The organism is Streptomyces viridochromogenes, from assembly GCF_001270495.1.
GTDB lineage: Bacteria > Actinomycetota > Actinomycetes > Streptomycetales > Streptomycetaceae > Streptomyces > Streptomyces viridochromogenes_A.
The window spans coordinates 68,547-82,530 of sequence record NZ_LGUR01000194.1; the positions used below are offsets into that span (position 1 = coordinate 68,547).

Annotated in this window: 10 protein-coding genes; 5 read left to right on the plus strand and 5 right to left on the minus strand. The window is 72.3% G+C overall.

Annotation, left to right across the window (positions count from 1 at the left end; all coding sequences use genetic code 11):
- Positions 1-73: 73 nt before the first annotated feature.
- Both ADK36_RS19305 and ADK36_RS19310 read left to right on the plus strand, forming a co-directional pair.
- A complete protein-coding gene (locus ADK36_RS19305) occupies positions 74-1,399 on the plus strand; it encodes an extracellular catalytic domain type 1 short-chain-length polyhydroxyalkanoate depolymerase (RefSeq protein WP_053198437.1) in 1,326 nt (441 codons plus the stop codon).
- 133 nt (positions 1,400-1,532) lie between these two features.
- Positions 1,533-5,867 carry a cation-translocating P-type ATPase gene (locus tag ADK36_RS19310; protein WP_053198411.1) on the plus strand — a complete coding sequence of 1,445 codons (4,335 nt, stop codon included), beginning with the start codon at positions 1,533-1,535 and terminating at the stop codon, positions 5,865-5,867.
- A 51-nt stretch (positions 5,868-5,918) separates the two neighbouring features.
- Here ADK36_RS19310 and ADK36_RS19315 read toward each other — a convergent pair whose 3' ends face one another.
- The gene (locus tag ADK36_RS19315; protein WP_048580797.1) at positions 5,919-6,998 is read right to left on the minus strand and encodes an NADH:flavin oxidoreductase/NADH oxidase; all 1,080 of its coding nucleotides are present in this window, start codon (positions 6,996-6,998) and stop codon (positions 5,919-5,921) included.
- A gap of 150 nt (positions 6,999-7,148) precedes the next feature.
- Here ADK36_RS19315 and ADK36_RS19320 point away from each other — a divergent pair, with 150 nt between their 5' ends.
- Positions 7,149-7,502 (plus strand): ArsR/SmtB family transcription factor, encoded by a 354-nt coding sequence (locus ADK36_RS19320; protein WP_053198413.1) that lies wholly within the window; start codon positions 7,149-7,151, stop codon positions 7,500-7,502.
- Here the strand turns inward: ADK36_RS19320 and ADK36_RS19325 are convergent.
- Together ADK36_RS19325 and ADK36_RS19330 are read right to left on the minus strand one after the other, a co-directional pair.
- Positions 7,422-8,810: a nucleobase:cation symporter-2 family protein gene (locus ADK36_RS19325; protein ID WP_053198415.1), complete on the minus strand. Its 1,389-nt coding sequence runs from the start codon at positions 8,808-8,810 to the stop codon at positions 7,422-7,424. The genes ADK36_RS19320 and ADK36_RS19325 overlap by 81 nt on opposite strands.
- Positions 8,811-8,875: 65 nt before the next feature.
- Positions 8,876-10,219, minus strand: a complete 1,344-nt coding sequence (locus ADK36_RS19330; protein ID WP_048580800.1) for an FAD-dependent oxidoreductase — start codon at positions 10,217-10,219, stop codon at positions 8,876-8,878.
- Positions 10,220-10,427: 208 nt separating this feature from the next.
- On the opposite strand from ADK36_RS19330, the gene ADK36_RS19335 reads away from it, so the two are divergent.
- Positions 10,428-10,931: a DUF6214 family protein gene (locus ADK36_RS19335; RefSeq protein WP_048580801.1), complete on the plus strand. Its 504-nt coding sequence runs from the start codon at positions 10,428-10,430 to the stop codon at positions 10,929-10,931.
- 34 nt (positions 10,932-10,965) lie between these two features.
- On the opposite strand, the gene ADK36_RS19340 is transcribed toward ADK36_RS19335, so the two are convergent.
- Complete coding sequence (locus ADK36_RS19340; protein ID WP_053198418.1) at positions 10,966-11,649, minus strand: DUF305 domain-containing protein; 684 nt, start codon at positions 11,647-11,649, stop codon at positions 10,966-10,968.
- 65 nt (positions 11,650-11,714) lie between these two features.
- Between ADK36_RS19340 and ADK36_RS19345 the strand changes: the two genes are divergently transcribed.
- A complete protein-coding gene (locus ADK36_RS19345; protein ID WP_048580803.1) occupies positions 11,715-13,217 on the plus strand; it encodes an LVIVD repeat-containing protein in 1,503 nt (500 codons plus the stop codon).
- Here the strand turns inward: ADK36_RS19345 and ADK36_RS19350 are convergent.
- A complete protein-coding gene (locus tag ADK36_RS19350; RefSeq protein WP_053198420.1) occupies positions 13,205-13,891 on the minus strand; it encodes a TetR/AcrR family transcriptional regulator in 687 nt (228 codons plus the stop codon). The two genes, ADK36_RS19345 and ADK36_RS19350, sit on opposite strands and share 13 nt — an antisense overlap.
- Between the last annotated feature and the right edge of the window lie 93 nt (positions 13,892-13,984).

A 13,984-nucleotide genomic window follows, 5' to 3' on the forward strand; every position in this document is an offset into this window, starting at 1 on the left:
GGTTCCACGGATGTGCGACCCGGACGAACAGTTCCTGCTGACCCCCATCGACAGCGCCAGAAGGGACAAGGACGTGCCCACCCCCACCGGCACCACCCCGAGAAGACCCCTCCACGCGTTACTCGTAGCTCTCCTCGGAGCGCTCCTGCCACTGCTCGCGGCCCTGCTCGTCACCGCCCCCGCCGCCTCCGCCCGCACCGAGGCCGCCGACGTCGTCCCCACCGCCGCCCTCGCCGAGGTCACCGACTTCGGCACCAACCCCAGCAACCTGCGCATGTACGTGTACGTGCCGGACAGCGTCACCGCCCACCCGGCCGTCCTGGTGGCCGTGCACTGGTGCACCGGCTCCGGCCCGGACATGTACAACGGCACCGAGTACGACACGCTCGCCGACCGGTACGGCTTCATCGTGCTCTACCCGTCCGTCACCCGCAGCAGCAAGTGCTTCGACGTTGCCTCCCCGCAGGCGCTCAAGCGCGGCGGCGGCAGCGACCCGGTCGGCATCAAGTCCATGGTCGACTGGGTCACCCGCACCTACGACGCCGACACCGGGCGGGTGTTCGCCACCGGCATCTCCTCCGGCGCGATGATGACGAACGTCCTGCTCGGCGACTACCCCGACGTGTTCGCCGCGGGTGCCGCCTTCTCCGGCGTCCCCTTCGGCTGCTTCGCCACCACCGACGGCTCCGAGTGGAACAGCGCCTGCGCGGGCGGCACCGTGACCCACACCCCGCAGGAGTGGGGCAACCTGGTCCGGGGCGCCTACCCGGGCTACTCCGGCCCGCGCCCCCGCATGCAGCTGTGGCACGGCACCGAGGACGACGTCCTGCGCTACCCCAACTTCGGGGAGATGATCAAGCAGTGGACGAACGTCCAGGGCATCGGCCAGACCCCCGCCGCCACGGACACGCCCCAGTCCGGCTGGACCCGCACCCGCTACGGCGGCACCGGTGACCGGGCACCCGTCGAGGCGATCAGCCTCCAGGGCGTCGGCCACAACCTGTACAGCTCCGGCATGGCCGCCCGGGTGCTCACCTTCTTCGGCCTCGACAGCGGCGGCCCCGCACCCCAGCCCCAGCCCGGCGCCTGCAAGGTGACCGCCACCACCAACGCCTGGAGCACGGGCCTGACCGCCTCCGTCACGATCACCAACACGAGCACGACGGCGATCAACGGCTGGCGGCTCGGCTTCACCCTGCCCGCCGGCCAGACGATCACCAACGGCTGGGGAGCCACCTACACACCGGCCTCCGGCGCGGTCACGGCGACGAACGTCGCGTACAACGCGGCGCTCGCACCAGGGGCGAGCGTCAGCATCGGCTACCAGGCGAACCACACCGGCAACAGCGCGGCGCCGGGCGCCTTCACGCTCGGCGGAACGGCCTGCACGGTCGGTTGACCTTCCCGGACCGCGCGGCGTGACCGGGCGCCGTACGCCGTGACCGGGCGCCCGTACACGGATGACATGCCGTTTTGCGGGAACCCGGGCCCCACCGAAGGCGACGTCGAACGAGGTGGAGCGAGGGCGAGCGATGGTTCTGGGACTGCTCACACGGCCGACAGCCGCCGCGGCCGGATTGGTCGCGGCCGGGCCCCGGCTACTCGCCCGATCAGCCGCCCCCGCGGTGGGAGCCGCCGCGGGGGCGGTGGCCGGGACGGCCCGGGCGGGGATACGGAGCGCCGACACCGCGGCACGTGTCGTGCGCGTCGCCCGCAACACGCTGCCCCTGCGGCCGCACCCCTGGCGGTCCGGCGCCCGGGCCCACCTCGCGCTGCGGCCCGAGGCACCGGAGCGGGTACGGCGGGAGGGCGGAACCGAGCGGGCCGCGCGCAAGGTCGCCGCGGCGCTGGCCGAGCACCCCGACGTGGCCCTCGCGTACTGGGACGGCGGACTGAGCCGCCTGGTGGTGACCGCCGTCGAGGAGTCCGCCGGCGACCGGGTGCTGGAGAGGGCGAGCGAGATCGCGGCCCGACACGGGCTGGCCCGGACGGACGAGGAGGTCGAGGAGATCCCCCACCCGGCCAACCGGGCCGGAGTACGGGACGCCGCCGTGACGCTCGCCGCCGACGGGATCGGCATCGCGGGCGCCTTCATCGGATACGGTCTGCGGCTGCCGGCCTCACCCCGGTCGGTGACCGCGCTGGTGACGCTGCTGCGGGAGAACCCCCGTTTCCGCGGGTGGCTGCGGGCCCGGGTCGGCCGCTCCCGCATGGACATGCTGCTGGCCCTGGCGAACGCGGCCGCCCACGGTGCCGGACGCACCCCGACCGCCCTGGTGCTCGACGGCGCGCTGCGCTCCCTCCAGCTCGCGGAGACGGTCGCCCGCGCGGCGGCGTTCGACATGGTCCACGACGACGTCTGCGCGCCGGAGCGAGGCAGCGTGGCCGGAGGACGGTGCCCGCGTCCGCCGCTGCGCACCTCCCCGGCCCAGGCGTACGCCGCGCACGCCGAGACCGGCAGCCTCGTGGGCGCGCTGGCCACGCTGCTGGTCAAGCACGACGGCACCGAGGCGGCGGAGGCGGTGCTCGCCGGATCCCCCAAGGCCGCCCGCTACGGTCCCGCCGCCTTCCACGCCGTACTGAGTTCCACGCTGTCCCGCACGGGAGTCCTGGTGCGCGACACCGAGCGGCTGCGCCAGCTGGAGATGGCCGACACGGTCGTCCTGCACCCGAGCGCGCTGCGGACGCCGGGAGCCGACGCGGACCCGTGGGCGGAGACGGTGCTCGACGCGGCGCGTCGGGCCGGCCTGCGGGTCGTGATGGTGGACGACCCCGCCCTGGCCGACTTCACCAGTCTCGCCGACCAAGTGGTACGCGACGAGCGGTCGTTGAGCGATGTCGTGAACGCGCTGCGGGCCGAGGACGACGGCGTGGTGGTGACGGTCGCCCGGCCGGTGGAGGACGACGAGGAGATCCTCGCCGGGTTGCTCGCCGGAGATGTGGCCGTCGCCCTCACCGACCGGGACGGGGCCGTGGTCTGGGGCGCGGACGTGCTGGCCCTGCACGGGCTGGCCGATGTGTGGCGGCTGCTGCGGGCGGTGCCGGCCGCGCGCGGGGTCGGCCGCAGGTCGCAGGTCCTGGCCCGGTCCGGCGCCGCCCTGTCCGGGCTTTTGGTGGCCATCGGCAAGTCCCGGCGCGGCCGCCCCACCCCGTGGCCGGGACTGCGACACACACCCGTCGACGCGAGCGCGGCATGGGCGCTGCTGACCGGCGTACGTGCGGCCCTCGGCGTGGCGGTGACCCGCGCACCGCGCCCCCGGCCGCGCGTGGCCTGGCACGAACTGGAACACACCGAGGTCCGCGAACGGCTGGAGCACCAGCAGGGCCCCCAGCCGACCCTGCCCGAGCAGGCGAGGAGCCGTGCGCGCGAGGCGGTCCAGGCGATGGGGCGGCAGCGGATGTTCGCGCCGCTGACCGGGCCGCTGCGACTGGCCCGGGCCGTGCGCGGAGAACTCGACGACCCCCTCACCCCGGTGCTGGCCGTCGGCTCGGCGGCCGAGGCGATCCTCGGCTCCGTCGTGGACGCGCTGCTGGTCGTCGGCGCACTCGACCTGAACGCGCTGGTCGGCGGCGTCCAGCGGATGCGGGCCGAGCGGGCGCTGTCCGGTCTGGTGGCGAAGCAGAAGCAGAAGGCGCGCGTCACGACCGAGGAGCCGGAGGCACGGCCGCACCTCGTGGACGCCACCAAGCTCGGTCCGGGCGATGTGATCGAGCTCCGCGCGGACGACGTGGTGCCCGCGGACGCCCGGCTGGTGTGGGAGGACGGTCTGGAGGTCGACGAGTCCGCGCTGACCGGGGAGTCCCTGGCGGCGGACAAGGGGGTCGACCCGACACCGGACGCCGCCGTGCCGGACCGCAGCTGCATGGTGTTCGAGGGCACGACCGTGGTGGCCGGACAAGCCCGGGCCGTAGTGGTGGACACGGGGGAGCGCACGGAGGCCTCCCGGGCCGTGGCCCTCGCCGCCCGTACGCCACCGTCCGCCGGAGTCCAGGCCAGGCTCCGGGAACTCACCGACAAGGCACTGCCGTGGACCCTCGCGGGCGGCGCCGGGGTGACCGCGCTGTCACTGCTGCGCGGCACACCGGTCCGCCGGGCGGTGAGCGGCGGGGTGGCGGTGGCCGTCGCCGCCGTCCCCGAAGGGCTGCCGCTGGCGGCGACCGTGGCACAGCTGGCCGCCGCCCGCCGGCTGAGCCACCGGGGAGTTCTCGTCCGGGCCCCGCGCACCCTTGAGGCGCTCGGCCGGATGGACACCATCTGCTTCGACAAGACCGGCACGCTCACCGAGAACCGGCTCCGACTCGTCCGCGTGTCGGACGCCGACGGCACGGTCCGCAAGCCGGACGAGGACCACCGCACGCTCCGGGCCGCGGCGCGCGCCTGCCCCCAGCTGAACGGCGGCGCGGACCGGCCCGTGCACGCCACCGACGAGGCCGTCCTGGACGCGGCCGGCCCCGACCCCGAGTGGTCCCAGACCGAGGGCCTGCCCTTCGAGGCCGGCCGTGGCTACGCCGCCGCCGTCGGCGAGGCGGAGGACGGCACCGCCGTACTCGTGGTGAAGGGCGCCCCGGAGACGGTCCTGCCCGCCTGCGCCGACCTGCCCTCCTCGGCAGCGGAGACGGCGCAGGAGCTGGCCGGCGGCGGACTGCGCGTGCTGGCGGTGGCCCAGCGCCGGCTGGACGCGGCGGCCGACGCGGCGGACGTTCTGGAACAGCCGCTGGAGGAGCTGGAGTTCACGGGCCTGCTCGCCCTCGCCGACGTGCCCCGCGACACCTCCACGGCCCTCGTCGAGGGCCTGCGCAAGGCAGGCGTACGCCCCGTCATGCTGACCGGCGACCATCCGCAGACCGCGCGCGCGATCGCCGCGGAACTGGGCTGGCCCGAGGACACCGGGGTGGTCACGGGCGACGAACTGGCGTCCGCGGGCCGGGAGGAACGCGCCCGGATGCTGAGGGACATGGGTGTGGTGGCCCGGGTGGCGCCGGAGCAGAAACTCCAGGTCGTCGAGGCGCTGCGGGACGCCGGGCGGGTGGTCGGCATGGTCGGCGACGGCGCGAACGACGCGGCGGCCATCCGTGCCGCCGACATCGGCGTCGGCATCAACGCCCGCGGCTCGGCGGCCGCCCGCAACGCGGCCGACCTCGTCCTCACCGACGACGACATGACGGTCCTCATCGAGGCGGTCACCGAGGGCCGGGCCCTGTGGCACAGCGTCGCCGACGCCATCGCCATCCTGATCGGCGGCAACGCCGGCGAGGTGGGCTTCGGCCTCCTCGGCACGCTCCTGTCCGGCGCGGCGCCCCTGTCCACCCGTCAGATGCTGCTGGTGAACCTGTTCACGGACCTGTTCCCGGCGATGGCGGTGGCGGTGACGCCGAAGGAACAGGAGGGAACGGAGAGGGCGGAGGGTGGGCCGCCCCCGGACACCGGACCGGCGTCCGGGGGCGGCCCCGAAGGCACCGAACCCCTGGGCACCTCACTCCTCGGCGCACCGCTGATCAGCAAGATCCGGCATCGCGCCCTGACCACCACGCTGGGCGCCACGTCCGCCTGGCTGTTCGGCCGCTTCACCCCGGGCACCGCCCGCCGCTCCACGACGATGGCCCTGTGCGCCGTGGTCGGCACCCAGCTCGCCCAGACCCTGGCGGACCGCCGGGGCAGCCCTCTGGTCCGCGTCACCGCCCTCGGCTCCGCAGCCGTCCTCTTCGTCCTCGTCGAGACACCCGGCCTCAGCAACCTCTTCGGCTGCACCCCACTCGGCCCGATCGCCTGGACGGGCGTCGCGGCGTCGATCGCGCTGGCGGTGGCGGGGCAGCGGGCTGTGCCGCATCTGGAGCGGATGGTTGAGCGACGTCTGCCGACTCGATGATCTCGAACCGTCCGTCGCACGAACACAGGAACCAGCCCCACGAGTAGGCGATCAAACGGACCGGTGGTACTGGTCCGGCACATGCACGTCCCCGCCCAGCTCCCGCGCGGCGTCCCGTGCCCACGACGGCCTGCGCAGCAACTCCCGGCCGAGCAGCACCGCGTCCGCCTCACCGTTCGCGATGATCTTCTCGGCCTGTTCGGCCTCGGTGATCAGCCCCACGGCGGCGACCGGCAGCCCGGTCTCGGCCTTCACCCGCGCGGCGAACGGCACCTGGTAGCCCGGTCCGACGGGGATGCGGGCGCCCGCGGCGTTGCCGCCGGTGGAGACGTCCAGGAGGTCGATGCCGTGGGCCCGCAGGTCGGCGGCGAAGCGGACCGTGTCGTCGGCGGTCCAGCCGTCCTCCTCCAGCCAGTCGGTCGCCGAGATGCGGAAGAACAGCGGCTTGTCGTCCGGCCACACCTCCCGTACGGCGTCCACGACCTGGAGGGCGAAGCGGGTGCGGTTCTCGTACGAGCCGCCGTACTCGTCGGTGCGGTGGTTGGAGTACGGCGAGAGGAACTCGTTGATCAGGTAGCCGTGGGCGCCGTGGATCTCGGCGATCTCGAAGCCGGCGGCGAGGGCGCGGCGCGCGGCGTCCGCGAACTGCCCCACGATCTCCTGGATCTCGGCGGCCGTCAGCTCGCTCGGCACCGGGTGACCGTCGGCGAACGCGACCGCGCTCGGCGCCACCGGCTGCCAGCCGTGCGCCTCCGCACCGACCGGCGCACCGCCCCGCCAGGGCTGGTCGGTCGAGGCCTTGCGGCCGGCATGGGCCAGCTGGATCGCGGGCACGGTGCCCTGCGACACCAGGAAGCGGGTGATCCGGCGGAACGCCTCGACCTGGGTGTCGTTCCAGATGCCCAGGTCGTACGGGGAGATCCGGCCCTCGGGGCTGACCCCCGTGGCCTCGACGATGATCAGGCCCGTGCCGCCGGCCGCGCGGGCCGCGTAGTGCGCGAAGTGCCAGTCGTCGGGGACGCCCGCGTCCGGGCCCTCCGGCGCGGCCGAGTACTGGCACATCGGGGGCATCCACACCCGGTTCGGGATCGTCACGTCGCGCAGGGTGTAGGTCTCGAAGAGCGCACTCACGGCAGACTCCATTCGTCACGGGGACCAGCGGTCGACTCGTACGATAGGCATCGTAGTACGGGAAGTGTCAAACTACGAGAGGTCTCGTACAATGAGGGAATCCGAGCCCGGGGAACCCCGAGCGAGGGAACCCGACGAAGTGGAGCCGCCGTGACCAGCCCCGCTGTCAGCAGCCGTGACCTCCCGCACCCGACGCGCGAGGAGATCCGTCTGGAGGGCGTGCTGCACGCGCTGTCCGACCCGATGCGGCTGCGGATCGTGCGAGAGCTCGCCGCCGTCGGCGACGAGCTCTCCTGTTCGCACTTCGACCTGCCCGTGACCAAGTCCACCACCACGCATCACTTCCGGGTGCTGCGCGAGAGCGGTGTGCTCCAGCAGGTCTACCGGGGCACGGCCAAGATGAACGGCCTGCGCAAGGACGACCTAGAGGGCCTCTTCCCGGGACTTCTCGACTGCCTTCTCGACGCCGCCGCCCGCCAGGCCGTCCGCCTCGACGGCGCCTGAACCACCCTTCGCGGGCAGGTGGTTGAAGAGCAGGTTCAGTACGATCGCCGTCAGGCAGCCCGCGCTGATGCCGCTGTTCATCACCGTCTGGAACCAGCCCGGGAACTTCTCGTAGATCGTCGGCACACCGACCGGCAGCATGCCCATGGCCACGGAAACGGCCACCACCGTCAGGTTGTTGTTGCCCTTGAAGTCCACCTGGGCGAGGGTCCTGAGGCCGCTCGCCGCCACCGTCCCGAACATCACCAGACCCGCGCCGCCCAGCACCGGCGCCGGTATCGCCGCCACCACCGCGCCCAGCTTGGGCAGCAGGCCGAGCAGGACGAGGATGCCGCCCGCGGTGGCCACCACCCAGCGGCTGCGCACGCGGGTCATGCCGACCAGGCCCACGTTCTGCGCGTACGCCGTGTAAGGGAAGGTGTTGAAGACGCCGCCCAGCACGGTGGACAGGCCGTCGGCGCGCAGGCCGTCCGAGAGGGAGCGCGGCGAGACCTTGCGGTCCGTCATCTCGCCGACCGCGATGAAGTCGCCGGTCGTCTCGGTCATGGTCACCAGAGCCACTACCAGCATCGAGAGGATCGCCGAGAACTCGAAGGTGGGCGCCCCGAAGTGGAACGGCGTACTGATCCCGACCCAGTCGGCGTCCCCGACCCCGCCGAAGTCCGTGAACCCGGACGGCACCGCCACCGCCAGCCCCACCACGATGCCGATCAGCACGGCGATCCGGCTCAGGAACGCCGGCGCGAACCGCTGCACACCGAGCACCACCGCTAGGACGAAGGCGGCCAGCGCCAGGTTCTTCGGCTCCCCGAAGTCCGCCGAACCGACGCCGCCCGCGGCCCAGTTGCCCGCGACCGGCAGCAGTGAGAGGCCGATGACGAGGATCACCGTGCCCGTCACGAGCGGTGGGAAGAACCGCAGCAGCCGCCCGAAGACCGGTGCCAGCAGCATGATCGCGAGCCCCGCGACGATCACCGAGCCGTAGATCGCGGGCAGTCCGCCGCCCGTCGTGCCGATCAGCACCATCGGCGACACGGCGGCGAACGTACAGCCCTGCATGATCGGCAGCCGCACACCGAACCGCCAGAACCCGATGCACTGGATGAGGGTCGCGATGCCGCACACCAGCAGGTCGGCGGTGATCAGATACGCCAGGTCGGCGGGCGGGAGTCGCATTGCGCCGCCGACGATCAGGGGGACGGCCACGGCGCCGGCGTACATCGCGAGGACGTGTTGGAGGCCGAAGGCGGCCAGTTGGCGTTTGGGCGGGATCTCGTCGACGGGGTGCACGGGCGCGGTTTCTGTCATGGGCGAGACCGTAGGCTCCTTGAACAGATTGTTGATTTCGGGGGCGTTGCCGGTTCGTTTCCCCCTCAGGGGGCGCTGTTGTGCGCGGCACCCAGCAACGACTCCCAGTCGGGTAGCTTCACCACGCCCCTGCCCAGCGAAGTCCCCAGCTCCGCCTCCGCCCGCTCGATGGCGCACCAACCCGTCCACTCGACCGGCTCGATCCCCTCGGCGCGCAGTGCCGGGAGCGGGTCGTCGGGCCGCTCCTCGCGTACGAGCACGGAGGCGTCCTCCAGGAGCGAGGTCACCGTCTCCTTGGCATCCGAACGGTTGGTGCCGATGACCCCCGTCGGGCCCCGCTTGATCCAGCCGGCCACGTACTCGCCCGGCGCGACGCTGCCCTCGCGAAGGACGCGTCCGGCGAGGTGCGGCACCGTGGCGGTCGCCGGGTCGAACGGGAGTCCCTCCAGCGGTACTCCGCGATAGCCCACGGAACGCAGCACCAACTGGGCCTCGACGTCCTCGTACCGGCCCGTGCCCGTCACGCCGCCCTGTCCGTCGGGTGCCGTCCGTTCGAAGCGCACCGCGCCCACGCGCCCCGCGTCGGCGAGGAGTTCGACGGGGCGCAGGAAGAAGCGCAGCCGGATGCGGTGGCCGGCGTTCCGTGGTGGGGTCTCGGCCCAGCCGCGCAGCACCTCGATGTTGCGGCGCTGCGGGGCGGGCAGTCCGGTGGGGTCGGTGTATGCCGGATCCAGCGCCAGCTCCGCCGGATCCACGGTCACCTCGGTGTCCGGCAGGGTGCCGAGCTCCCGCAGCTCCTTGGTGGTGAAACGAGCTTGCGACGGGCCGCGCCGCCCAACCATGCTGACGTCGGTCACCCGGCTCGCGGCGAGGGCGGTGAGCGCCCCCTGCGGCATGTCGGTGGGGCTCAGCTCGGCCGTGCCCCGCGACAGCATCCGCGTGACGTCGACAGCGACGTTCCCGACGCCGATGACGACCGCCGAGCGCGCGCCGAGTACGAATCCGTCGTCGGCGGCGTCCGGATGGGCGCTGTACCAGGACACGAATTCGGTCGCCGACCAGCTGCCGGGCAGTTCCTCGCCGGGAATCCCGAGGTGGCGGTCGGTGGCGGCGCCCACGCAGTACACGACGGCGTGGTACAGCTCCGGCAGCCGGGTGGCCGGCACCCCGCCCGGGCCGACCTGCACGCCGCCGAGGAACCGCACCCGCTCGTGCTCCAGGACGGCCCGCAGGTTGTTCTGCAGGGACTTGATCTTCTCGTGGTCCGGCGCCACCCCGTACCGCACCAGGCCGTACGGGCACGGCAGCCGGTCCAGGACGTCGACGACCACGTCGGGGTCCTGCTGTACGAGGCTCTGGGCGGTGTAACACCCGCTGGGTCCGGAGCCGACGACGGCGACACGCAGCACGGCGGAACTCCTTGTCCGGGGACCTTCAGGGATCTTCAGGAGTCGCTCTCGACTCCAGCATCGCACCGCTGCCGCTCCGCTGACAGGGTGCTGTGCGCCGCACGGGGCGCGTGTTCGTTCGTATGGAGTGTGATCATGCGGTTACGTTGCGTGTGTGCTGGAAGCATCCTTTCTTAATCTTTCCGATCGCCTTGCGACGGACGGCGCCGTGTCCGTGTGGCCCGCGTGGGAAGTGCGGGACGGCACCGGGGCCACGGCGTGGTTCGGTGTCCGGCTGGAGTTCGGTGACGGCGCCCATGTCGACGCGGTCGCCGTGCTGTCCGAGGGGTGCGTCTCCATCGAGGACGTACGCGCCGAGCCGGCGCTGTCCCTGGACGACCTGGCGGCGCTCGCCGACTGGATCGAGGATCCGCTGTCGCAGGCGTGCGGGATCGGGGTCGCACCGGACGGCGCCGGGCCGGACGACACCGATCCGGACGGCACCGGGCCCGACGGCGCCGACGCCGGGTCGTCTCTGGCCGGGTCGGGCTGGCCGCGGGGTGTCGAGGGGCAGTGGCTGGTGGCGCAGAAGTACCGCGCGGCTCAGGAGCAGGGGACCGACCCCGTCCTCGCGGTGATGACCGCCACGGGGTACGGCCGCCGGAAGTCCCTCAGGCTGATCGGCCAGGCTCGCGACGCTGGCTTCCTGACCCGACGCCGGGCCCGTCACTGAGCGTGGCCCGGGTGGAGAAACGGTCCGGCGCCGGTCAGAGCATCTCCCGCATCCGTGTGATCTCGCTGGTCTGCTGAGCGACCACCTCGTCGGCCATCTCCTCGATCCGGATGTTGTTGCCCTGTCCCTTCACGTCCGTGGCCATGGTGATCGCCCCGTTGTGATGAGTGATCATCAGGGTGAGGAAGAGCTGGTCGAAGGCCCTCCCGTGCGCGTTGCCCAGTTTCGTCAGCTGGGCCTCGGTCGCCATGCCGGGCATCGAGGCGTGCTCGTGGCCGTCGCCCTTCTCGGCCTTGCCGTTGTTCTTCAGCCAGCCCTTCATGGCGGTGATCTCCGGGCCCTGCGCGGCCGCGATCCGCTCGGCGAGTTTCCTGACCTTCGTCGACTCGGCCCGGTCCGGGGCGAGTTCGGTCATCCTCAGGGCCTGGGAGTGGTGCTCGATCATCATCCGCGCGTAGGCGACGTCCGCCGAGTTGGGGGAGTCGTCCTCGGCGCGCTGCCGTGCGGCCTCCTCGGCGGACAGCATCCGGTTCGACTCGCCGGGCTTGCCGGGCGCGATCACCGAAGGCCCGCCCTCCGCGGCCGACTTGGCATCGGAGCCGGAGTCGCAGCCGCCCAGCACGAGCGCGGTCAGGGCGGCCAGTGCGGCCGTAGCGAAGCGCGCCCGGCGGTATGGCGCGTTCGTTACATGTTCATCACCCACTCTTGAAATGTGCATGGCGAAGACGATACTCGGGCGTGCGTGAACCGCTCCAGTGCGAACAGCACAAGGGAGGAAAGACAGTGACCCTGTTCAGAAATCCCCGAACGCGGCGCAGACGCGTGGGAGTTGCCGCCGCGGCGGCCGGGCTCCTCGCCGCGTTGCTCACCGCGCAACCGGCCGCCGCGACCCCCGACCCGGGGGACGGCCCCGTCGCGGAGCAGGAGGTCTCCGAGCGCACCCGGGCCGAGGTGCACAAGGCCATCGCGGACGGCGAGATTCCCGGCCAGCACGAGATCGTCCACTCCGACAACATCCAGCACCTGGCCCACGTCCCCAAGGACGTGCTCAAGGGCACGAATTCGGACCTCGCCTTCCAGGGCAGGTACGCCTTCGCGGGCAACTACGACGGCTTCCGCATCTTCGACATCAGCAACCCGACGGCGCCGAAGACCATCGCCCAGGTCCTGTGCCCCGGCTCGCAGAACGACATCTCCGTCTCCGGTGACCTGCTGTTCCTGTCCACCGACTCCTCGCGCAGCGACAGCAGTTGCAACAGCACCACCCAGCCGGCGACCGAGAAGTCCTCGTGGGAGGGCATGAAGGTCTTCGACATCAGCGACAAGAGGAACCCCCGGTACGTCGCCGCCGTCGAGACCGCCTGCGGCTCGCACACCCACACCCTGGTACCCGAGCGCGGGAACGTGTACGTCTACGTCTCCTCGTACTCGCCGAACGCCGCCTACCCCGACTGCCGGCCCCCGCACGACGGCATCTCCGTCATCAAGGTGCCGCGAGGCGCCCCCGAGCGGGCGGCGGTCGTGGGCTTCCCGGTGCTCTTCCCCGGCGAGGGCCCGGACGGCGGTGGCAACCCCGGCGGGCCCACCAACCCGGGCGTCTCCAAGACCACCGGCTGCCACGACATCACGGTCCTTCCACAGAAGGACCTGGCCGCCGGCGCCTGCATGGGTGACGGCATCCTGTTCTCCGTCAAGGACCCGGAGCGCCCGAAGGTCATCGACCGGGTCCAGGACAACGTGAACTTCGCGTTCTGGCACTCGGCGACCTTCAACCAGCGAGCGGACAAGGTCGTCTTCGCCGACGAGCTGGGCGGCGGCGGCGCGGCCACCTGCAACGCGGAGATCGGCCCGAACCGCGGTGCCGACGGCATCTACGACATCGTCGGCAAGGGCGACAAGCGCAAGCTCGTCTTCCGCAGCTACTTCAAGATCCCCCGCCACCAGGCGGACACCGAGAACTGCGTCGCCCACAACGGCTCGCTGATCCCGGTCAGGGGCAAGGACATCATGGTCCAGGCCTGGTACCAGGGCGGCGTCTCCGTCTGGGACTTCACCGACTCGGCCGCCCCGAAGGAGATCGCCTACTTCGACCGCGGCCCGCTGACCACGGACACCATCAAGTCTGGCGGCTCGTGGTCGGCGTACTACTACAACGGCTACATCTACTCCAACGAGTACGCCCGAGGCTTCGACGTCCTGAAGATCGACGACCGGCGCACGGCCCCGGCCCGGTGGGTCCATCTGCGCGAACTCAACGTCCAGACGCAGCCGGACTACTTCGACTGACCGTCCGGGCAGCCGGGTGAGGACCCGGTCGCGAAGAACCGCGACAAATCCGTGTCGCACGTCCCGCCGGGCGCGGCCTCCGAGTCCGGCGGGACTCCCAGCTCCCAGTCGAGCCGGTAGCGCTTGAACAGCTCGGCCCGCAGCACCGGCACCGGCATCGGCACCCCGGGCACCAACGCCGCGTAGACCGCACCCATGAGCAGCGCGCGCAGCATCGGGTAGTCGTCGTCGACGTCCTGCGAGCCGTGCGCTACGCAGACCTCCCGCAGCAGTTCGGCCAGGCGCCGCTGCTCCGGGCACTGCACGAAGCCCTCGGCCTGGAGGAACCCCGCCATGTGCTGGCGCATCAGCACCGGCCGCTCCTGGGCGAGACCCAGGACCGCGTCGATGGCCCGGGCCATCCGCTCCCGGCCGTCCTCGGTCTTCGGCTCGCGCTCCAGCGCCTCCTCCAGCGTCCGGTGCATCAGCCGGTGCACGGCGGACTGCACGAGCCGGCGCTTGCCCGGGAAGTAGTACGACACCAGACCGCGTGCCGAGCCCGCCCGGTCCGCGATGTCCCCCAGCGTGGTCGCCTCGTAGCCCCGCTCGCCGACCAGCTCCACCGCCGCCTGCAGAAGCCGCTCCCGGGAACGGCGCCGCAGCTCTTCGTTGACCGAGGCGCTGCGCGGGGACATGCTGTAACTCCTGCGTTGACTGGCTGCCAGCCAACTATACTCAGCGCTTCCGGCCCGGCCTCGATACGGCCTGGCCGGGTTGCCGTCTGCCCT

Bases quoted from the DNA above. Each gene is read 5' to 3' on its own strand.
- ADK36_RS19350 (WP_053198420.1), bottom strand. From the start codon at position 13,891: ATGTCCCCGCGCAGCGCCTCGGTCAACGAAGAGCTGCGGCGCCGTTCC.
- ADK36_RS19310 (WP_053198411.1), top strand. From the start codon at position 1,533: ATGGTTCTGGGACTGCTCACACGGCCGACAGCCGCCGCGGCCGGATTG.
- ADK36_RS19325 (WP_053198415.1), bottom strand. From the start codon at position 8,810: ATGACAGAAACCGCGCCCGTGCACCCCGTCGACGAGATCCCGCCCAAA.
- ADK36_RS19340 (WP_053198418.1), bottom strand. From the start codon at position 11,649: ATGCACATTTCAAGAGTGGGTGATGAACATGTAACGAACGCGCCATAC.